This window comes from Exiguobacterium sp. s146, from assembly GCF_018618415.1.
In the GTDB taxonomy this organism is placed as follows: domain Bacteria; phylum Bacillota; class Bacilli; order Exiguobacteriales; family Exiguobacteriaceae; genus Exiguobacterium.
On record NZ_JACSMA010000001.1, the window covers coordinates 794618 to 813743 of the forward strand.

Below are 19126 nucleotides of genomic sequence, written 5' to 3' on the forward strand. Positions count from 1 at the left end.
GAGTGTGAGCCATCCCTTTCCATATGCATCAGACATCATCAGGTTTCATGAAATACGCCCATACGAACGTTGCGATGACGGCGCCGAAGAACGTCAGCGGAGCCGCGTAAAAAATGAGAAATTGATCCAACGTGCTCATCGATATAACCTCCTTGTGAAGGATGATTCATGTTCATTAAACAATGATTTCGTGTATAATCGCAAGGGGACTGCTCGCGCGAAGCGGCTAGTCAGCTGAAACTTGAACATTTCTTGAACGAAAGGTTGGAAAAACATGCGTTTACGTCACAAACCTTGGGCTAAAGAATACATGGAAGCTCAAGAACACGTCTTTATCACTCATCCTGAAACGTTAAAAGGGAATTGGAAAACAGAATTTAATAATGACAACCCGCTCTTCATCGAAGTCGGATCAGGGAAAGGGCAATTCGTATTAGGAATGGCCCAGCAGTTCCCGGACGTCAACTTCATCGCCATCGAGTTGTTCGAGAGCGTCGCCGTATCGATCGTGCAAAAGCTCGTCGAGACGCCGATGTCGAACGTCCGCGTCTTGACCGTGGATGCCAAGCAACTCGTCGACTATTTCGAGGCCGGTGAAGTCGACCGCGTCTATTTGAACTTCTCCGATCCATGGCCGAAGACGCGCCATGCGAAACGTCGTTTGACGTACAAGACATTCCTCGCCACATATGAGGCTGTGTTGCCACGCGGAGGCGAGATTCACTTTAAGACGGATAACCGTGGGCTGTTCGAATATTCACTCGAAAGCATGAGCCAATACGGTATGTACTTCACAGATATTTCACTTGATCTTCACGCCAACGAACCGGCAGATAACGTCCGGACCGAGTACGAAGAGCGCTTCAGCGCCATGGGACAACCGATTTATCGGATGGAGGCCGCGTTCCGCCCGAAAATTTGACACGCTTTTTTCTTATTTTAATAGCATTTTCTTCACACTTTTTTCTTTCTTCTTGGTACAATAGGAATGACGCTAAACTGGAATTAGAGAAGGGGGAACATGGGGATGTTGAAAAAAGCATGGGCAAGCCTGCTTGCACTAATCTTCATTCTAACAATCGCACCACTTAATACCTCGGCAAACGAGGCGTTCTTGGACGCCCTTGAAGAGGATTTGAAGGCCACGCACTATGATTACAAAGAAGGAACGGCTGAAATCGTAAAAGAAGAGACGCTCCGTCACTCGAATGGCAATGAAGTCATCGCGGCGGTCGTCGAAATTGATACGATCCGTGACGGCATCTTCATCACACGTAAGACTGAGTTCCATTACTATGATGCGACGGACAACAAAATCCTCGCAACAGCTGACCTTGCAGAAGTCGAAGGCGCGACTGAATTCGCAGACGCAAACATCGACATGCTCGGCCAACAAATCGTTTATTGGTTGCCTGTCTTGATCTTGTTACTGTTGATTGCAATCCCGGTTGTCATCTTGTTCGTTGTCGTGCCACGTTTCTACTCGACGAGTGAATACATGAACCCGATTTACGAGAAAAACGATAACCCACGTTAAAAAAGAGCCGCGAGGCTCTTTTTTTATGCCATCTTCAACTGTTCGACGATTTGAGCGACGTCCATCCCGTTACCGGCAGAGACGGAAGCGACGAAGGCACTCTCGACGATCGGACCGTCATAGAATTGGACGGTCTTCTCGCCTTCATACATATCGACGGCCAGTTCGGCGTTCATCGTGGCCGAACCGATATCCGATAAGATGAGCGCCTCTTTGTCGACGGCTTCGATCGCGTCGAGGATTCGGGTCACATCGGTCCCGATGCTACCGTCCTCGAGCCCGCTCGCTAAATGAATCGGAACGGACGGGGCCATCTCTTTCATCAAGTCTTGAATCCCTTCAGCGATTTTGGCGCTATGGGATACGATGATGAGCTCTACGATGTCACTCAACCTCCTTCATGATCGCTTTTAAGACGATTGAACTCGACAGTGCCCCCGGGTCGACGGTACCGCGCGAGTTTTCACCAAAATAAGAGGCCCGTCCTTTCGTGGCGATCATATCCTCGGTCGCACCGACGAGTTGATCGAGTTTCGCATCGAAGTCGTCTGACTCGTTCAGGTCACTCAGGAACGGTTCCCACACATCGACCATCGTCTTTTGGCCGACTTCCGATTTCCCGCGTGACTTGATGGCTGTCGAGGCTTCGACGAGCGCTTCTTTGACGAGACTGAAATCGGCTTCGGTCGCGTCACCAAACTTAGGTGCGGCCTTGACGAAGGCGGAACCGTAAAGGGGACCGGCTGCGCCGCCGACCTTAGACATGAGCGTCATCCCGACTTTCTTACTCAAGTCGCCGAGGCTGGCGTAGTCGTCATCGAGGACAGCGACGACCGCTTCGAAGCCCCGCGACATATTGATGCCGTGATCCCCGTCGCCGATGGCGCGGTCGAGATCGGTCAGTGTATCCTTGTTCGCCTCAATCTCTGATTGGGCATGCCGTAATGCTTGCTTAAATCCTTCAATCGTCAACATTGCTTGAACACCTCATTCGTAGATTAGAGTTTGAAACCGAGTGCCGCCGATGGTGCATCGAGATAGCTCGTCAACTCTTCGTCGAGCGGCAAGAGTGTAATCGAGAATCCGTGCATCTCGAGTGACGTCATATAGTTGCCGACGTATTTCCGTTTCAACGTATAGCCGGCATCCTCCAATTTTTTCGCGACGAAGTGATACGTCACGTACAGCTCAGATAGAGGCGTCCCGCCCATACCGTTCACCATGACGGCGACTTCGCCGGGATTGACCTCTTTTTTCAGATGATCAAGCAGATCGTCGACAATCGCATCAACGTTCGTCGTCGGTTTCCGTTCGACACCGCGCTCTCCGTGAATCCCGATTCCGATTTCCATCTCTTCTTCATTCAAATCGAATCCAGGTTTACCGCTCACCGGCATGTAGCACGGTTCGACGGCCATCCCCATCGAGCGGACGTTAGTTGCGACTTTTTCTGCAAGCGCTTTCACTTCATCGAGTGATTTCCCGCTAGCTGCGGCCGCACCGGCAATCTTATGAACGAACACGGTACCGGCGACGCCGCGACGGTCCTCTTTATTCGTGATGGCGACATCGTCGGCGACGACGACGTGGTCGACTTTAATCCCTTCGGCGTCCGCGAGCTCGGCGGCGAGTTCGAAGTTCATGACGTCACCCGCGTAATTTTTGACGACGAGCAAGACACCGTTGCCGCCATCGGCCGCTTTGATGCCCTCGAGCACCATGTCCGGGGTCGGAGAGGTGAACACTTCACCACATACGGCGGCATCGAGCATCCCATCACCTACATAACCGGCGTGCGCTGGCTCGTGACCGCTCCCTCCACCTGAGACGAGTCCGACTTTTCCGGACTTGGCCCCGTCGGCACGACAGATGACATTGAATCCTTCTACACGACCGTACAGCTCAGGATGGGCATGGACCATACCTTCGACCATTTGAGACACGAGCTCGTTTGCTTCACCGATCAGTTTCTTCACGAGGGATCACTCCTTTTTGAGTTTGAAAAGTACCATATTCAATTTTCCACTCTTTTGGGTGAATTAAACAAAAAAAGTCGGCGAACATGTTCGCCGACCTCATCTCATGCATATTCAAGTAGAGCGCCAGTCTCTGAATCGACTGTGAATTGGTACGTCTTCTCTTCGTCGTTCTCGAGGACCGAGATGCCGCCTTTGAAGACGTCGTACTCGCGTCCGTCATACGTATAAATCTCAGGTGATGCCGAGATCCATGCCCCTTGGACGTGACCTTTGGCTGAAAATGCACGCTTCGTGTACTCAAGCGCATCCTCGGCCGATAAGCTTCGTTCGTCTAACACTTTTTTCGTCATAAGTGCGGCTGCGATGGCAACCCCGATTCCAACTAACCAATATCTTTTCTTCATATGACTACCTCCCCTTGAACTATGGCTATCATGTACATCGTACCAAAACCTGTACCCCATTGGAACGAAAAGCATTCGCATCTGTCGAAAAGTTCTGTATATAATGAAACAAGAACGGTTGAAGGGATGGATGGAAATGGAACAAAAAACGAGAGACTTATTTAAGACGTTGACAGAGCTTCCGGGCGCGCCTGGGTTTGAATCAGAGGTCCGCCGATTTGTTCGTGACCGAATCACACCGCATGTCGATGAAGTCATGACGGATGGCATCGGCTCGATTTTTGGAAAACGGGTCGGGGATGAATCAGGACCACGCATCATGATTGCTGGGCATATGGATGAAGTCGCGTTCATGGTCACCCGAATCACGGAAAACGGGATGCTGTACATACAACCGCTCGGTGGCTGGTGGAGCCAAGTGCTCATGGCACAACGATTTGATATCGTGACAGCGGATGGATTGATTCCGGGAGTCGTCGCATCGACGCCGCCGCACTTGCTCGGACCGGATGCGATGAACAAGCCGATGGACATGAAGCAAATGTTTATCGATATCGGGGCCGATTCGAAAGAAGAGGCTGAATCGTGGGGAGTCCGTCCGGGTCTTCCGGCTGTCCCGACGAGTGAGTTCACACCACTCAAACATCCGAAGAAAATTATGGCCAAGGCTTGGGACAACCGCTATGGCGTCGGTCTCGCTGTCGAGTTGCTCGAAGAGACGACGAAAGCCGATCACCCGAACATCTTGTTCGCCGGGGCGACCGTCCAAGAGGAAGTCGGTCTCCGGGGTGCCCAAACGGCAGCCGAAATGATTCGTCCCGATGTCGCGCTCGTACTCGACGCGTCACCGGCCAATGATGCATCAGGCAATAAGACGGAATTCGGCCAACTCGGGGAAGGGGCACTCATCCGCATCCTCGACCGGGTCATGGTCATGTCTCCCGAGATGCGGGACTTCCTGCTCGATACGGCATCTGACGAAAACATCAAGACGCAATACTTCGTTTCGCCAGGTGGTACGGACGCGGGTCGCATCCATATGAGCGGGGAAGGAGTACCGACGGCCGTCATCGGCGTCGCGGCACGCTATATCCACACGCATGCCTCGATTTTGCATACGGACGACTATGACGCGGCGAAAGCGCTCTTGAAAGCACTCGTCAAGCGACTCGATCGCTCGACGATGGAGACGCTCCGGGCCTCACGCTAATTCAACGAAAAACGGCACTCCTGTAGTGGCGTTTTTTTTTCATATTGAATTTTCTTGAGAAACGCTTATACTGAAAAAAGTGTGAAGACAGAAACTATACGACTGACAAGACAGGATAAGGGGGACTCCCATGCTCAAGAAAAAAGGCATCACACTCAGCCCGTCGCTATACTTTGTGACGGCGCTCAGTTATATGGCACTCGGATTATTCAGTACACTCATTATCGGCTTGATTATGAAGACGGGCGGCGGACAATTGCTCGAGACGAACCTGTCCGGATTCGGTTCGACGCTCATCGAGATTGGTGACGTGGCCATCAGTTTGACCGGACCGGCCATCGGGATCGCCATCGCCTATGCGCTCCAAGCACCACCGCTCATCTTGTTCTCGGCGCTCGTCGTCGGGGCGTTCGGCTATGAGTTCGGGCCGGCCGGCAGTTATGTGGCGACGTTGCTCGCCGTCGAAGTCGCCAAACTCGTCTCGAAGTCGACGAAACTCGATATTTTGGTCACGCCGTTCACGACGATTGGCGTCGGCTATTTGAGTGCGACGTATATCGGCAAGTACGTCGGGTTGTTCATGACACAGCTCGGGACGTGGATTGAGTGGGGCACGGAACAACAGCCGTTGTTCATGGGTGTCGTCGTCGCGACGCTGATGGGGCTCGCCCTCACGGCTCCGATTTCAAGCGCGGCCATCGCCCTCATGCTCGGCTTGAGTGGAATTGCCGCCGGTGCGGCAACGGTCGGATGCGCCGCCCAGATGGTCGGTTTTGCCATCACGAGCTATCGGGACAACGGAATCGGGGGCGCCATCGCCCAAGGCATCGGTACGTCCATGCTCCAAGTCGGCAATATCGTCAAAAACCCATGGATTCTGTTGCCGCCGACCGTCGCCGGCGCCGTGCTCGCTCCCATCGCGATTCTATTGTTTGAACTCGAGAGCGTCGCGGCTGGCGCCGGGATGGGGACGAGCGGACTTGTCGGACCGATCGTCATGCTCGAGACGATGGGCTTCAGCTGGTATACGTTCATCGTCGTTTTCGGCTTTTTAATCGTCGGGCCGGCGGTGCTCAGCTATGCCGTCTATCAAGTGTTGGTCCGGATGAACCGGATTCGACCGAACGACATGAAAATCGAATATTGAGCGACAAAAAGAGCATCCCTTCCGGCTGGCGGGATGCTCTTGATTGTTCACCACCCGAAAAAATTCCGGACGACCTCGACCGTTTCGCGCGGGACACGAAAGCTCGCGAGGAATAACACGAGCAAGACGACGTAGACGGGTAGTAAGAAACGTTTTCGAATGATGGGTAGCCTGCGCACAAGGCGCTTGCCGACGCGTTCAAGTATGTAAATCACGGCGAATCCGACGACGAGCCAAATGAAAATCTCGCCCCGTGACTTGTCCGTATCGATGAACAAATAACCGTAGCGTAAAATCGCCAACATACCGATGACGCCGACGAGTTGTTCAAGTGGATGCTTCATTTCTGGATTCAACTGTTCGCGGGTCCATTTTGTCATGACTTCACCTTTTTCACGTAGTCTTTACTCCCGGTGGTCATAAAACACGAGAGCGGAATGTGACAACGGACTTATGCTATCATGAATGAGGAAAAAAGAACAGGAGTGGTGAAGATGAAACAACTGACAACAATGAATGAATATACAGCAGCAAAACAAGAGAAGAGCGTGTTCATGTTTTCTGCAACGTGGTGCGGCGACTGCCGTTTCCTCGACCCATTCATGCCGAATATTGAAGCGAAATTTTCAGATTGGACATTTTATTACGTCGATCGTGACGAATGGATGGAACTCGCACAAGAACTCGACATTTTCGGGATTCCAAGCTTCGTCGCTTTCAACGGCGGACAAGAAGTCGACCGTTATGTCGGACGCGAACGGAAGACGCCTGAGCAAGTCGAAGCCTTCCTTCATGGGTTAGGGTGATTTAAATGGAACGGAATGAGTTACGTCGTCATCTCGAAAGTAAATTCAAAGACGGATACCGCACCTCGTACGATCGTGAAAATGAGGTATTGCGCATCGAACGGGCGACCGATCGCTTCGGCGTCAATATCCGTCTCGCCCCGCTCGTGGCGAAAACGAAAGTCCGGGGGGAAGTAGCAGTCGAAGAGGTCGTCGACTATATCAAAGTGGCACTCACAGCCGATGATACCGTCACGTTAGCGGGCAATGAGGCCAATATATATCCCGTCATCCGTTCCGCTTCGTTCTCGACCGAGACGAAACGAGGTGAGTCGTTGGCGATGACGCCGCATACGGCCGAGACGGCAATCTTTTACGCCCTCGATTCAGGTAACGGTTACCGGTTGATTGAAGAACGGCATTTGGGCGGAATGACGCTAGAACGTCTCGATGAGTTGGCACGGGATAACGTCAAAAAATTACCGACCGATTTAAAAGAAGACACCGTTGCCGGCAACACGTTCTATTTCTTGGCAGCGCGGGACGGCTATGAGGCGTCACGGATTTTGAACGATGACTTTTTACGGGTTATGAAACGCCGTATCGAAGGTGATATGCTCGTCGGGGTGCCGCACCAAGACGTGATGATTATCGCGGACATCCGCAACGACCAAGGCTATGATGCGATGCAACAGCTGATGTTCGACTTTTTCACGAATGGTCGGATTCCGGTGACGGCTCTTTCTTTCCATTATGAGGCCGGCGAACTCGAGCCAATTTTCATTGTCGGAAAAAAGAACCCACCAACCGACGCATAATCTGCTAAACTATTTGTGTCTAGTTTGAAAGAAGGGGCGTTTTTACGTATGCAAATCAATGCTTTTTATAACCGTGAAGGAATCGGCGATGTCCTCATGGTCCTGTTAAGAGAAGGCGATCGCCATCATCAAGTCGTAGAACGAAAAGACGATGTCGCCATCGTTAAATCGACGACGGGGAAAGTCAATGGCTATAACATTTTTAATGCCAGCAACTATTTCGATGTCAGTGACTGGCACGGACCTGTCGAGTTGACGGCTGAGCTGATTGAATCACTTGGTGTCATCTTACGTAAACAAAATATTGAAGCCGAGTTGACAGGCGTCGATTTCACACCGAAATTTGTCGTCGGGTATGTCAAAGAAGTTGAAAAGCATCCCGATGCCGACAAATTGTCAATCTGCCAAGTTGAAATAGATCAAGGAACGGTTCAAATCGTCTGTGGCGCACCGAACGTCGCGGCCGGGCAAAAAGTCGTCGTCGCGAAACCGGGAGCGGTCATGCCATCAGGTTTGATCATTCGTCCGTCAAAATTACGGGGTGAAAGCTCGCACGGTATGATTTGTTCAGCCCGTGAATTGAACTTGCCGGATGCACCGCAAGAAAAAGGGATTCTCGTATTAGATGACGAATATGAAGTAGGGAAAGCATTTGAAATCGGTCGCTAAACTCGACCGATTTTTTGCTAAATAGGATTGAGTGAAGAAGCGAGGAATCAAGTATGGATGCATATGAACGTTCATTAAAACAGCAAGCAGACCGAATTCGACGCGAACTATCCCAAGAAGGGAAAAAGGGTGCGCCTGCACCGAAGCCCGAGCCGAAGGATGAATTTGTGCCGTCGGATGTGCCGTCTCCGATTTATGGATATGCCCGACCGAAACCGAAAATCATCCTGCCGACGGAACATTCTCCAGAGACGCGAGACGATTCAGCGATTCGCCAAGCGAAACGAGTGGCCGTCCCGGTAGAGGAGGATGTGTCGGAAGCGGTGCCGCCGAGCGTGGCGCCTGAGCCTGAAAACGCACCGGTAATTGAATCGGTCGATGAATCGGTTATGGAGCCAGCAGATGAAGCAATGGTTGAATCGGTCGATGAATCGGTTATGGAGCCAGCAGATGAAGTTTTGGAACCAACAGATGAAGCAATGGTTGAATCGGTTGATGAACCCGTGAGTGAGTCTGTAGACGAATCGGTAACTGAGACAGTTGATGAACCGGTGCCGACCGCGCCTGAAGCGTCGATGTCGCAGCCTGACCTCGATGTCGCAGCGGATGAATCACCGGAAACGGAGACGCTTGAGGAAATGGTGGCCGAGCAAGTGGAGGCACCGATCGAAACGTCGATTATTTCCGCGGAAACGTCGGAACCGATGGAAGAGAGTCCGACCGTCTCGGTAGACGAGCCGGTGGAAGCAGACACTAAACCGCTTCTCGGAGAAGTCTCGATTGTCGAGAGCGGATTCGCTTCAGTCTTTATGGGGTCGACCGATTTGAAATCGTCAAAAATTTCCGTTCGCGAAGAAAAACAGGATATGGCCGAACCATCGTTGCCGATTGAGCCATCAGTCGAAACGGTGGCACCGATTGTCGAGGATGTTGCGAAAACATTACAGTCAGACGAACCGGTCGATGTGCCTTATGAAGAAACATTGACGCCCACCATGGGCGTGTCTTATAAAGCGGAAGGCCCTCCGCTCAACGTCATGATGACACCGCAAGACCGGATGGCGATGTATAAGAGTCGGCGGCTAGCTAAAAAAAACAATAATCTGTAATAGCATGACTCCGGTAGTTTTGCTATAATGACAAAGGTTTGTCGCATTTTTGATACAGACCGCAATGAATTAGGGGGGCTATTTACAGATGAACCGTTATCACTTCGTCGGAATTAAAGGAACGGGCATGAGTCCTTTAGCTCAAATTTTAAATGACATGAACAATGAGGTCCGAGGTTCGGACGTTGACAAAGCATTTTTTACTGAAGAAGCATTGAACCGAAAAGGAATTGAAATCCTTCCGTTTGACCCAGAAAATATCACTGAAGGGCAAATCGTCGTCCAAGGTAACGCCTTCACAGACGATCACCCTGAAGTGGTGCGGGCACGCGAACTCGGATTGACGATATACAAGTACTATGAGTTTCTAGGCGAATTGGCCGACCACTATACGAGTGTCGCCATTACTGGATCGCATGGGAAAACTTCGACGACAGGTCTGTTGGCCCACGTCATGCGTGGCATCGAGCCGACATCGTTCTTGATTGGCGATGGTACGGGAGAAGGTGTCGAGGATTCGAAGAACTTCGTATTCGAGGCTTGTGAGTATAAGCGCCACTTCTTATACTATCGTCCGGACTACGCCATCATGACGAATATCGACTTCGATCATTCTGATTACTTCTCAGGGCTCGACGACGTCATCGACGCCTTCCAAGAGATGGCCAAGCAAGTGAAAAAAGGCATCATCGCTTGCGGTGATGACGAAAATCTTCAACACATTCAAGCGAACGTGCCAATCGTCTATTACGGCTTTGGCGCCCATAACGACTTCCGCGCCGAGAACGTGAACTCGACGGAGAACGGGACGACGTTTGATGTGTATTTGCGTGACGACTTCTATGGGACGTTCCGGATTCCAGGATACGGCAACCATAGCGTCTTGAACGCACTTGCCGTCATCGCGACATGTGACTATGAGAACTTACCGAAAGAGTTGGTCAAAGACCGCCTCGAGACGTTTAACGGCGTGAAACGTCGTTTCAGCGAATCGACGCTCGGAAGCCAAGTGTTAGTGGATGATTATGCCCACCATCCACGGGAAATCAGTGCGACAGTGGAAGCGGCGCGTAAAAAATATGTCGGCCGTGAAGTCGTCGCCATCTTCCAACCGCACACGTACACGCGTCTTAAATCATTCATGGATGATTTCGCTGCGGCATTAGCCGAAGCGGATGCCGTTTACTTGTGTGACATCTTCGGTTCGGCTCGCGAGCAAGAAGGTACGGTCACGATCGAAGACCTGCAATCGCGCATCGAAGGTGCGAACGTGTTGAAGCGCGGCGGGACGCAAGTGCTTCAAGCACATGACAATGCCGTGCTCCTATTCATGGGCGCTGGGGACATCCAGACTTATCAACGCGAATATGAAAAACACGTCCAATTGGAAGCGTGAATCGAGAGCGAACGGCTGATGCCGTTCGTTTTTTTGTGTTTAACATCGCGCTAAGACGGTAATAATACTAGCGACTGAATTTGGAAAAGGAGATGTTAAGGATGGCAAGCCAAGGCGCATTGAACACATTGAACAAAGAGGTGGCCAACTATGGCCTTTTATTCGTCAAGTTGCACAACTACCATTGGTATATTAGCGGCCCTCACTTCTTCACGTATCATGAAAAATTAGAGGAGCTGTATAACCTCGTCGCTGAACTGTACGATGACGTGGCGGAACGCCTATTGATGAACGATGGCGAACCTTATGCGACGATGAAGGAGTACCTCGAACACTCGACGCTGCAAGAAGGAGACCGCCACGCGGAAACCGATCAGATGATTAAAGATGTCATCAGCGATTTCAAACAGATTCGCCAAGAGATGCAAGATGCGATGGAGAATTTTGAAGATGGGGACGAAGCCATCGAAGACACGTTCGTGTCCCATATCGAGCGACTCGAGAAAGAGATTTGGATGATGTCGGCAGCGCTCGGTAAAAAGACGAAGCTGTGACGAAAAAACAAGCGTGCCGATGACGGCACGCTTGTTTTTTGTTATTTCAAGTTCTCTGGGTTGAGTGGCAAGAGCGCGTCGATGACGAAACGCCCATCCTTACGAATCAAGACGTCATCAAACCAAATCTCACCGCCGCCGTAATCGGGGCGTTGGATGTTAACGAGGTCCCAGTGGATCGATGAATCGTTGCCGTTATAGGCGTCGTCATACGCCTGACCCGGTGTGAAGTGGAAGCTGCCGTCGATTTTCTCATCGAACAAGATGTCTTTCATCGGGTGCTGGATGTACGGGTTGACGCCGATGGCGAACTCGCCGACGAAACGGGCTCCTTCATCCGTATTGAACACTTCATTGATTCGGTCTGTGTCGTTCGCTGTCGCGTCGACAATCTTTCCATCTTTGAACGTCAACGACACGTTCTCGAACGTGAAGCCGTGATACGGTGACGGCGTGTTGTAGGTGATCACACCGTTGATTGAATCTTTGACCGGCGCTGTGAACACTTCACCGTCCGGGATGTTCATTTGGCCAGAACACTTGATGGCCGGGATGTCTTTGATCGAGAACGTGAGGTCCGTCCCTGGTCCTTTGAGCGTGACGCGGTCGGTCTCGTTCATGAGGCTGACGAGCGCATCCATGGCCCGGTCCATCTTCCCGTAATCGAGCGTGCAGACGTTAAAGTAGAAGTCTTCGAACGCCTCGGTCGATTTACCGGCAAGTTGTGCCATCGACGGCGATGGATAACGGAGCACGACCCATCTCGTTCCTTTGACGCGGTCCTCGGTATGCATTTTACCGATGGTGGCCCCGACGAGTTTTTGTTGCTCGGCCGGCACGTCTGACAGTTCGTTGATGTTGTCACCGGCACGAAGCCCGATGTAAGCGTCCATCGCTTGCATCTGTTTGCGTTCGATATCGGCCATCAGTTCGAGCTGTTCCCGGCTCGCTCCCATGTAGAGCTTGCGCAAGATGCGACTCTCTTTCAATAAGACGAACGGATGCCCCCCGGCCTCATACGCCTTTTCGACGAGCGCTTCGACGAGTGATTCCTCGACGCCGAAATTTTCAATCAATACGCGTTCCCCCGGTTTCAATTTGACTGAATAGTTGATTAATCCATCAGCGAGTTGCGTGATTCTTGGATCTCTCATACGAACACCCCTTTTTACTTTTTTAAATTTATTTCTATTTTAGTGTAATCGAAAACATAAAAACGGGTAAAGGAATAATCAGACCGGATGGCGAAAATGGTTGTGACAAATCTTTTGAGTCATAATGGTGCTATAATGAAACCACCACAATACCGAATAGGAGGAATGAATGCATGGAAATCACATTAGGAGGCATTGCAGGGCTCGTCGCAGCACTTGCATTTGTCGTACTCGTATTTTTCTTGGCACGTGTCTTGTCGAACGTCAATCGGACACTCGGCAGCGTCGCCAATACGACTGAAAACTTAGAACGTCAATTAGACGGAATCACAATGGAAGTGACGGCGCTCTTACATAAGACGAACCGTCTCGTAGATAACGTCGAAGAGAAAACAGAATTGCTCGCACCGGTGGCACACGCCCTTGATGAGCTCGGCACGTCACTGAACGAAGTGACAGAGTCGGTACGAACGGTTTCTTCTTCTGTTCACGTGGCGGCAGACGAGAATAAAGAGCAGATCGCCCAAGCGGTGCGTTGGGGCTCGGTCGCTGTAGAATTATTTAAGAAAAACAAAACCGAAACCTCTTCAGACGAACGACCATCACGTCGTCGCGGCCGTCGTGACCGTAAACAAGAACCGACTACGGTCTCACCAGGGTTGATTGCGACAGACGATACAATCAAATCATAACTATCACAAGGAGGAAGTAACGATGACGTACGACAAGAACAAGACATATACGAATGAACAACAATCAAGCGGTGGGTTTTTAGCAGGCGTCGTCCTCGGCGGCGTAATCGGTGCAGCTGTTGCACTCCTCACATCACCGAAGAGCGGACGTGAAGTACGGACATACCTCGACGAGAAGACGGCGACATCGCGTGAGCGTTTGACCGTCAAATCGAAAGAAGTTCGTGAAAAAGCAGAACCGGTCGTCGGCGAATGGATCAAAGTAGCGAGCGATAAAGCGGCTCCGGTTTTGAACCTCGTCAAAGACAAGGCTCGTGAAGCGGCTGAATTGAAACAACAAGTCGATGAGGACGAGTTGTCAATCGAAGAGGCGATGGAGAAAGCGGATCAACTCGTTGCGGAGGCGGAAGCCGAAGTGAAAGAGCAACTCGACCGTGCTTCTGAAGAGCAGTCGGATGAAGTGAAAGACTCGAACGAAGCGAAAGCCTCAAATGAGTCAAACGAGTCGTCGAAGTCGGATGCGTCAACAGACAAACCGAAACAAACGGACAACAAGTCAAAAGCTGCGAAAGCTTCGGCAAACAAACAAAACGAAACGAGCAGCCGTGACCAGTCGGAAGACTACGAGTCGGATTTCGAAGCGCCAGTGAAAGACTTGCTCGACGACGAGTCGAAACAAGAATTGAACAACTTGAAACACGACCTGAAAAACGGCAACAAATAAGTGATGACGCGCCCGGACCAGCCGGGCGCTTTTTTTGTTGATTTTGTGTCGTCAGCCCATTTTCCTATGACAAAGCGATTAAAGTTCGTTATAATTAGGAATCTGGAAAGAACGGCTTAGAAATGAGAGGGTAATTATGAGTCCACAAGATCAGTTGAATCGATTACGTCGCGAGATGGATGAGTTGAATCGTGAAATGCTTGACTTGCTCAGCCGCCGTGGCACACTCGCTGTTGAGATTGGAAAAGTTAAACGTCTACAAGGTGTGGAGCGATACGATCCGGTACGTGAGCGTGAGATGCTCGACTTCGTCGCTGCGGAAAACCCGGGTCCGTTCGAGACGGCTCGCCTGCAACATCTGTTCAAAGAGATGTTCAAAGCCTCGGCCGAATTGCAGGGCGAAGACCGGGACAAGACGTTGCTCGTTTCCCGGAAGCGCCAAGCCGAAGACACGATCGTCACGCTCGATGATGTCACAATCGGCAATGGACGTCCGCAACTGATTGCGGGACCGTGTGCGGTCGAATCGTTCGAGCAAGTGAACGCCGTCGCCGAAAAACTGGCGTTATCTGGTGTGAAAATCTTGCGGGGCGGGGCATACAAGCCACGTACCTCACCATACGACTTCCAAGGTCTCGGCTTTGAGGGGTTGAAACTGTTGAAGCAAGCGGCAAATCGTCATGACTTACGGATCATCTCTGAAATCATGACACCAGGCGCGGTCGAATCGGCCCTTCCTTACGTGGACATCATCCAAGTCGGTGCGCGCAACATGCAAAACTTTGACTTGTTGAAAGAAGTCGGGAAGACAGATAAACCGGTACTCTTGAAGCGTGGCTTGTCGGCGACGATTGAAGAGTTCATCTATGCGGCCGAGTACATCATGGCGAGCGGCAACAGCCAAGTCATCTTGTGCGAACGCGGCATCCGGACGTATGAGCGAGCGACACGCAACACGCTCGATATCACGGCGGTCCCGATTTTGAAGCAAGAGACGCATCTCCCAGTCATGGTCGACGTCACGCACTCGACAGGACGACGCGATTTGTTACTGCCAGCGGCCAAAGCGGCGCTTGCGGTCGGAGCGGACGGGGTCATGGTGGAAGTACACCCGAACCCGGCCATCGCCTTATCGGACGCCCAGCAACAACTCGATTTCGACCAGTTCGATCAATTTGTGGACGGGCTAACGGCCCAGTTCCCTCAACTTGATTTGGTGAAAAAGTAAGCTTTCCAATTGGAAACGTTTTATATAGCGTGAAGACAGGGTAAAATGATGACAGATACCTGTCTTCCTTTTTTGACACGTTTTTTGAAAATCGTTTGAAAATCATTGCTTGTAGGAGGAGTTTTAATGAATAGTAACAATGTAACAATCTATGATGTCGCACGAGAAGCCGGGGTGTCGATGGCAACCGTCTCACGCGTCGTCAACGGAAACCCGAACGTCAAACCGACGACCCGCAAGAAAGTTCAAGATGCGATCGACCGTCTCGGCTATCGCCCGAACGCCGTTGCCCGTGGCCTTGCCAGCAAAAAGACGACGACAGTCGGCGTCATCGTCCCAGATATCTCGAACATCTTCTTCGCAGACCTAGCCCGCGGAATCGAGGACGTCGCAACGATGTACAAGTACAACATCATCCTTGGGAACTCGGACTCGAACCGTGACAAAGAGATTCATTTGTTTAACACGTTGCTCGGCAAACAAGTCGACGGCATCATCTTCATGGGTGGTCGTCTACATGAAGACCTCGTCAACGAATTTAAAAAATCACCGGTCCCAATCGTCCTTGCGGCGACACTCAACCAAGGATACGACTTGCCAGCAGTCAACATCGATTACGAGCAGGCTGCGTATGATGCGACCGAAATGTTGATTGGCCACGGCCATAAACAGGTCGGCTTCATCACGGGACCGCTCGAGCAACAAATCAATGGCGAGAAGAAATTCTCTGGTTACCGCCGTGCCCTTGACGATGCTGGACTCCCGTTCCGTGAGAATGACGTCGTCCTCGGGAACTACACGTATGCGTCTGGTCTCGAGGCGATGCAGAAGATGCTCGAACGTGACGATTGCCCGAAAGCAATCTTCGCTGGAACCGATGAGATGGCACTCGGTGTCATTCACGCGATTCAAGACGCTGGTTTCTCGGTCCCGAACGACTTTGAAGTCGTCGGTCACGATAACACACGTCTCGCCACGATGATTCGTCCAAAATTGACGACGGTCGTCCAGCCGATGTATGACATCGGTGCCGTTGCCATGCGTCTCTTGACGAAAATCTTGAATGCGGAAGAAGTGGAAGAGAAGAACGTCGTCTTGCCACACCGCATCGAACGTCGCGACTCAGTACGTCAAGACTGAACAAAAATCCCCTTGCCAATCGGAGTCACTCCGCGGACGAGGGGATTTTTTTAGACATATATTGATTTGCGGTCGTTCGAGATGAACGGCCAAAACGCCCGTTTCGATACTTCCCAATTCTTTTCCTCGATTTGTTGCCGTCGAGGGATATGTTGGAACGTGTAGTCGACGTCGTCCCACCGTGTCGGCAAGGCTTGATCAGCCTTGGTCTGCCACTGGTCAATCCATGATGTTGGAATGTCACCATTGTAAGGCGCCTCGCGTGTCAGACCCGCCCACACTTGCGACCAGGCCCGCGGCACGGTCCGGTACCAATCATATCCGCCGCCGCCGAGGGCGACAAGTCTTCCTTCCGTATACTCATCGGCGAGTCGTGATGCGATTTGTGGAATCTGTTCGAACGTCCGGATCGTCGAGGCGAGGTGCGTCAACGGATCAAAGGCATGAGCGTCAGCCCCGTTCTGCGTCAAGATGATATCTGGCTTGAACCACTCGCACGCTTCCCGGAACACGGTCTCGTAACAGCGCAAGAACGAGTCGTCTTGAGTGAACGCATCGACCGGGACGTTCCAGCTATAGCCGTACCCATTTCCGTTGCCGCGTTCTGTGACGGCTCCTGTCCCCGGGAACAGGTAGCGGCCGGTCTCATGGATGGATAACGTCATCACATCGTCATCGTCATAAAACAACCATTGGACGCCGTCTCCGTGGTGGGCGTCGGTATCGACATAGAGGACCCGACTACCGTACGCTTTACGGACGTGGGCGATGGCGACCGCCGCGTCGTTATACACGCAAAATCCGGATGCTTTTCGCCGCATCCCGTGATGGAGGCCACCCCCGACGTGGAAGGCGCGTTCCAGTTTACCGCTCGCGACCAAATCGAGCGCGTGAACGGTGCCCCCGACGAGCCGGGCTGCCCCTTCATGGATAGTTGGGAAAATCGGCGTGTCTTCCGTGCCGAGGCCGAACTTGTTTGCTTTCAATGTCGACAGCTCACCTGCCGCCGCCGCTTGGACCGCCTCAATATAATCGGGGTCGTGGACGAGCGCGAGCGACTCGGCCGAAGCCATGGGAGGGGCGATGCACTCAGAGGCCTGAAGTTTACCTGAGGCGATGAGCAGGGACGTCGTCAGCTCCAGGCGGACCGGATTGAACGGATGATCCGCATGGAAGCGGTACGAGTTCTCGTTCTCCCCGAATATGTAGGCCGGTCTCATTGGGACATCTCCGGACCGAGCACGTCGTAACCTTCGCGTTTCAACCGTTCGATGATGCGAAGCGGATTCATCGTTTGGACGCGAAACGAGATGATGCGCTTATACGGGTCGGGCGTCGGATGAACGAACACGTTGATGATGTTGACGTTCGTCTTGGCCAGGAGGCGGGTCACTTTTTCGAGCGTTCCGGTCGTGTTCTCGACCAAGAGCTCGATTTGAGAGCTCGGCTCGAGCGCACCCGTCAATTGGACAAAGTAACGCAATAAGTCGGTCTCGGTCAAGACGCCGACGAGTTTGGCTTGCTCGACGATGGGCAGACAGGTCAGGCGGTACTCATAAAACAAGGCGGCCGCGTCTTCGAAGAAGTCGTATGGGTGTGCCGTCGTCACATCTTGACGCATGATACTCGAGACGGGGTTTTTGAAGTCGGCGCTCTCACTTTCCGGATGGAACACACTCGTGGCCCCGCTCATCTCGAACTGGCCGACGATTCCGACGACTTGTCGGGCCGGGTTGGTGACGATGAGATGGCGAACTTTATGATCGCGCATGAGCTTGGCCGCATGGGCAATCGTATTGGTCGGTTGAATCGTCACGACATGACGGTTCATCATTTGTTCAATCAGCATCCAGGTCCCTCCTTAGTCATACATGAACCGGCGCCGCAGCCGGAGTGAATCGAAATGGTCGATCGTTTCTTGTCGGACGTTCTTGCCGATCCGTGCCATGAGACAGTTGGCCGGGTGCGAGGCGATTTCCGGGTCATCGGTCGGGAAGAAGATGAGTCCGCCGTGGTTCATCATCTTCTCCATCACTTTCCGATAATCCCAGATGGAGAGTCCGCTCCCTTTCAAATCCCAGTGCCAATAATATTCGGTCGTCAAAATCAAGAAATCGTCCATATGCGGGTCCATCATCGACACTTCGAGCAACTGCTTGCCGATCCGTTGGCCGCGGAAACGCGGGCTCACTTCGATGGCGCCGAGCTCGAGGATGTAGGGGTCGTTTCCTTCACTCCAACGTTCATACGGGTCCGGATATAAATATGTGACATAGCCGATGACGAGGTCATCAACACGGGCCACGATGATACGGCCTTCTTTCAAACCAGCGATTTCGACGAGTGCCTTATGTTGATCCTCAGGTTCACGAAATGCGGTCAATCCCTCATCGAGCCGATACGTGGCCAACACGTCGCTCTCGATAGGTCCATCGATGATTACGGCTCCGAGTGAGGTTTCCCACACCTTTGAATGATATTGTTTTTCCATGGAGTCACCACCTTTTCCACCTTCTATTATAGCGCTTTCATTCTGCTTGTTTCACACTCTTTTGGAGATTTTGGAAATTCATTGATTTG

24 protein-coding genes are annotated in these 19126 nt (G+C 51.9%); 14 read left to right on the forward strand and 10 right to left on the reverse strand.

What is annotated here, in order from left to right:
- Nucleotides 1–28: 28 nt before the first annotated feature.
- Nucleotides 29–139, reverse strand: coding sequence for a cytochrome bd oxidase small subunit CydS family protein (gene cydS / locus KNP83_RS15255; protein ID WP_021065570.1), 111 nt, complete (start codon nt 137–139; stop codon nt 29–31).
- 135 nt (nt 140–274) lie between these two features.
- On the opposite strand from cydS, the gene trmB reads away from it, so the two are divergent.
- Nucleotides 275–922 (forward strand): tRNA (guanosine(46)-N7)-methyltransferase TrmB, encoded by a 648-nt coding sequence (trmB, locus tag KNP83_RS04110; protein ID WP_214760776.1) that lies wholly within the window; start codon nt 275–277, stop codon nt 920–922.
- Between the two features lie 105 nt (nt 923–1027).
- Complete coding sequence (locus KNP83_RS04115; RefSeq protein WP_251139177.1) at nt 1028–1537, forward strand: hypothetical protein; 510 nt, start codon at nt 1028–1030, stop codon at nt 1535–1537.
- 23 nt (nt 1538–1560) lie between these two features.
- Here KNP83_RS04115 and dhaM read toward each other — a convergent pair whose 3' ends face one another.
- The 4 genes from dhaM to KNP83_RS04135 all read right to left on the reverse strand — a co-directional run bounded on the left by dhaM (nt 1561) and on the right by KNP83_RS04135 (nt 3920).
- Nucleotides 1561–1929, reverse strand: coding sequence for a dihydroxyacetone kinase phosphoryl donor subunit DhaM (gene dhaM / locus KNP83_RS04120; RefSeq protein ID WP_251139178.1), 369 nt, complete (start codon nt 1927–1929; stop codon nt 1561–1563).
- A complete protein-coding gene (gene dhaL / locus KNP83_RS04125; RefSeq protein ID WP_214760782.1) occupies nt 1922–2512 on the reverse strand; it encodes a dihydroxyacetone kinase subunit DhaL in 591 nt (196 codons plus the stop codon). The genes dhaM and dhaL overlap by 8 nt, the downstream gene beginning before the upstream one ends.
- 23 nt (nt 2513–2535) lie before the next feature.
- A complete protein-coding gene (gene dhaK / locus KNP83_RS04130) occupies nt 2536–3513 on the reverse strand; it encodes a dihydroxyacetone kinase subunit DhaK (RefSeq protein WP_214760785.1) in 978 nt (325 codons plus the stop codon).
- Nucleotides 3514–3617: 104 nt separating this feature from the next.
- Complete coding sequence (locus KNP83_RS04135) at nt 3618–3920, reverse strand: PepSY domain-containing protein (RefSeq protein WP_021065576.1); 303 nt, start codon at nt 3918–3920, stop codon at nt 3618–3620.
- Between the two features lie 136 nt (nt 3921–4056).
- Between KNP83_RS04135 and KNP83_RS04140 the strand changes: the two genes are divergently transcribed.
- Complete coding sequence (locus tag KNP83_RS04140; protein WP_214760788.1) at nt 4057–5130, forward strand: M42 family metallopeptidase; 1074 nt, start codon at nt 4057–4059, stop codon at nt 5128–5130.
- Between the two features lie 130 nt (nt 5131–5260).
- The gene (locus KNP83_RS04145) at nt 5261–6277 is read left to right on the forward strand and encodes a PTS sugar transporter subunit IIC (protein WP_214760791.1); all 1017 of its coding nucleotides are present in this window, start codon (nt 5261–5263) and stop codon (nt 6275–6277) included.
- A gap of 47 nt (nt 6278–6324) precedes the next feature.
- On the opposite strand, the gene KNP83_RS04150 is transcribed toward KNP83_RS04145, so the two are convergent.
- On the reverse strand, nt 6325–6657 hold the full coding sequence (locus KNP83_RS04150; protein WP_214760793.1) for a hypothetical protein: 333 nt from the start codon (nt 6655–6657) through the stop codon (nt 6325–6327).
- A gap of 114 nt (nt 6658–6771) precedes the next feature.
- Between KNP83_RS04150 and KNP83_RS04155 the strand changes: the two genes are divergently transcribed.
- From KNP83_RS04155 to KNP83_RS04180, 6 genes are all read left to right on the forward strand, one after another.
- Nucleotides 6772–7083, forward strand: a complete 312-nt coding sequence (locus tag KNP83_RS04155; RefSeq protein WP_214760795.1) for a thioredoxin family protein — start codon at nt 6772–6774, stop codon at nt 7081–7083.
- 5 nt (nt 7084–7088) lie between these two features.
- Entirely contained in the window at nt 7089–7880 is a 792-nt protein-coding gene (locus KNP83_RS04160; RefSeq protein WP_214760797.1) for a DUF1444 family protein, read from the forward strand.
- 48 nt (nt 7881–7928) lie between these two features.
- Entirely contained in the window at nt 7929–8549 is a 621-nt protein-coding gene (ytpR, locus tag KNP83_RS04165; protein ID WP_214760800.1) for a YtpR family tRNA-binding protein, read from the forward strand.
- A gap of 53 nt (nt 8550–8602) precedes the next feature.
- Entirely contained in the window at nt 8603–9658 is a 1056-nt protein-coding gene (locus KNP83_RS04170; protein WP_214760802.1) for a hypothetical protein, read from the forward strand.
- 88 nt (nt 9659–9746) lie between these two features.
- On the forward strand, nt 9747–11054 hold the full coding sequence (gene murC, locus KNP83_RS04175; RefSeq protein WP_214760804.1) for a UDP-N-acetylmuramate--L-alanine ligase: 1308 nt from the start codon (nt 9747–9749) through the stop codon (nt 11052–11054).
- Nucleotides 11055–11155: 101 nt separating this feature from the next.
- Nucleotides 11156–11608 carry a Dps family protein gene (locus KNP83_RS04180; RefSeq protein ID WP_214760807.1) on the forward strand — a complete coding sequence of 151 codons (453 nt, stop codon included), beginning with the start codon at nt 11156–11158 and terminating at the stop codon, nt 11606–11608.
- A 41-nt stretch (nt 11609–11649) separates the two neighbouring features.
- Here KNP83_RS04180 and KNP83_RS04185 read toward each other — a convergent pair whose 3' ends face one another.
- Nucleotides 11650–12762, reverse strand: a complete 1113-nt coding sequence (locus KNP83_RS04185; RefSeq protein ID WP_214760809.1) for an aminopeptidase — start codon at nt 12760–12762, stop codon at nt 11650–11652.
- Nucleotides 12763–12935: 173 nt separating this feature from the next.
- Here KNP83_RS04185 and KNP83_RS04190 point away from each other — a divergent pair, with 173 nt between their 5' ends.
- From KNP83_RS04190 to ccpA, 4 genes are all read left to right on the forward strand, one after another.
- Nucleotides 12936–13454, forward strand: a complete 519-nt coding sequence (locus KNP83_RS04190; RefSeq protein WP_021065587.1) for a DUF948 domain-containing protein — start codon at nt 12936–12938, stop codon at nt 13452–13454.
- A gap of 22 nt (nt 13455–13476) precedes the next feature.
- Nucleotides 13477–14178 carry a YtxH domain-containing protein gene (locus KNP83_RS04195; RefSeq protein WP_214760811.1) on the forward strand — a complete coding sequence of 234 codons (702 nt, stop codon included), beginning with the start codon at nt 13477–13479 and terminating at the stop codon, nt 14176–14178.
- A 136-nt stretch (nt 14179–14314) separates the two neighbouring features.
- Nucleotides 14315–15406 carry a bifunctional 3-deoxy-7-phosphoheptulonate synthase/chorismate mutase gene (locus tag KNP83_RS04200; protein ID WP_214760813.1) on the forward strand — a complete coding sequence of 364 codons (1092 nt, stop codon included), beginning with the start codon at nt 14315–14317 and terminating at the stop codon, nt 15404–15406.
- A 126-nt stretch (nt 15407–15532) separates the two neighbouring features.
- Nucleotides 15533–16546 carry a catabolite control protein A gene (gene ccpA / locus KNP83_RS04205; RefSeq protein WP_214760815.1) on the forward strand — a complete coding sequence of 338 codons (1014 nt, stop codon included), beginning with the start codon at nt 15533–15535 and terminating at the stop codon, nt 16544–16546.
- Nucleotides 16547–16596: 50 nt separating this feature from the next.
- Here the strand turns inward: ccpA and KNP83_RS04210 are convergent, their stop codons facing one another.
- The 3 genes from KNP83_RS04210 to KNP83_RS04220 are packed head-to-tail and all read right to left on the reverse strand — an operon-like array spanning nt 16597 to nt 19037.
- The gene (locus KNP83_RS04210; RefSeq protein ID WP_214760817.1) at nt 16597–17766 is read right to left on the reverse strand and encodes an acetoin utilization protein AcuC; all 1170 of its coding nucleotides are present in this window, start codon (nt 17764–17766) and stop codon (nt 16597–16599) included.
- Nucleotides 17763–18395 (reverse strand): acetoin utilization AcuB family protein, encoded by a 633-nt coding sequence (locus tag KNP83_RS04215; RefSeq protein ID WP_214760820.1) that lies wholly within the window; start codon nt 18393–18395, stop codon nt 17763–17765. Before KNP83_RS04215 ends, KNP83_RS04210 begins: the two co-directional genes overlap by 4 nt.
- A gap of 12 nt (nt 18396–18407) precedes the next feature.
- Nucleotides 18408–19037, reverse strand: coding sequence for a GNAT family N-acetyltransferase (locus KNP83_RS04220; protein ID WP_214760821.1), 630 nt, complete (start codon nt 19035–19037; stop codon nt 18408–18410).
- Nucleotides 19038–19126 lie beyond the last annotated feature (89 nt).

Excerpts from the sequence above, each read along its gene's own strand:
- dhaL (WP_214760782.1), bottom strand. The coding sequence starts at position 2,512 with ATGTTGACGATTGAAGGATTTAAGCAAGCATTACGGCATGCCCAATCA.
- KNP83_RS04220 (WP_214760821.1), bottom strand. The coding sequence starts at position 19,037 with ATGGAAAAACAATATCATTCAAAGGTGTGGGAAACCTCACTCGGAGCC.
- KNP83_RS04150 (WP_214760793.1), bottom strand. The coding sequence starts at position 6,657 with ATGACAAAATGGACCCGCGAACAGTTGAATCCAGAAATGAAGCATCCA.
- KNP83_RS04140 (WP_214760788.1), top strand. The coding sequence starts at position 4,057 with ATGGAACAAAAAACGAGAGACTTATTTAAGACGTTGACAGAGCTTCCG.
- murC (WP_214760804.1), top strand. The coding sequence starts at position 9,747 with ATGAACCGTTATCACTTCGTCGGAATTAAAGGAACGGGCATGAGTCCT.
- KNP83_RS04190 (WP_021065587.1), top strand. The coding sequence starts at position 12,936 with ATGGAAATCACATTAGGAGGCATTGCAGGGCTCGTCGCAGCACTTGCA.
- KNP83_RS04155 (WP_214760795.1), top strand. The coding sequence starts at position 6,772 with ATGAAACAACTGACAACAATGAATGAATATACAGCAGCAAAACAAGAG.
- KNP83_RS04185 (WP_214760809.1), bottom strand. The coding sequence starts at position 12,762 with ATGAGAGATCCAAGAATCACGCAACTCGCTGATGGATTAATCAACTAT.
- cydS (WP_021065570.1), bottom strand. The coding sequence starts at position 139 with ATGAGCACGTTGGATCAATTTCTCATTTTTTACGCGGCTCCGCTGACG.
- ytpR (WP_214760800.1), top strand. The coding sequence starts at position 7,929 with ATGCAAATCAATGCTTTTTATAACCGTGAAGGAATCGGCGATGTCCTC.
- trmB (WP_214760776.1), top strand. The coding sequence starts at position 275 with ATGCGTTTACGTCACAAACCTTGGGCTAAAGAATACATGGAAGCTCAA.
- KNP83_RS04210 (WP_214760817.1), bottom strand. The coding sequence starts at position 17,766 with ATGAGACCGGCCTACATATTCGGGGAGAACGAGAACTCGTACCGCTTC.
- KNP83_RS04170 (WP_214760802.1), top strand. The coding sequence starts at position 8,603 with ATGGATGCATATGAACGTTCATTAAAACAGCAAGCAGACCGAATTCGA.
- KNP83_RS04115 (WP_251139177.1), top strand. The coding sequence starts at position 1,028 with ATGTTGAAAAAAGCATGGGCAAGCCTGCTTGCACTAATCTTCATTCTA.
- KNP83_RS04160 (WP_214760797.1), top strand. The coding sequence starts at position 7,089 with ATGGAACGGAATGAGTTACGTCGTCATCTCGAAAGTAAATTCAAAGAC.
- KNP83_RS04195 (WP_214760811.1), top strand. The coding sequence starts at position 13,477 with ATGACGTACGACAAGAACAAGACATATACGAATGAACAACAATCAAGC.
- KNP83_RS04200 (WP_214760813.1), top strand. The coding sequence starts at position 14,315 with ATGAGTCCACAAGATCAGTTGAATCGATTACGTCGCGAGATGGATGAG.
- KNP83_RS04180 (WP_214760807.1), top strand. The coding sequence starts at position 11,156 with ATGGCAAGCCAAGGCGCATTGAACACATTGAACAAAGAGGTGGCCAAC.
- ccpA (WP_214760815.1), top strand. The coding sequence starts at position 15,533 with ATGAATAGTAACAATGTAACAATCTATGATGTCGCACGAGAAGCCGGG.
- KNP83_RS04145 (WP_214760791.1), top strand. The coding sequence starts at position 5,261 with ATGCTCAAGAAAAAAGGCATCACACTCAGCCCGTCGCTATACTTTGTG.
- KNP83_RS04135 (WP_021065576.1), bottom strand. The coding sequence starts at position 3,920 with ATGAAGAAAAGATATTGGTTAGTTGGAATCGGGGTTGCCATCGCAGCC.
- KNP83_RS04215 (WP_214760820.1), bottom strand. The coding sequence starts at position 18,395 with ATGCTGATTGAACAAATGATGAACCGTCATGTCGTGACGATTCAACCG.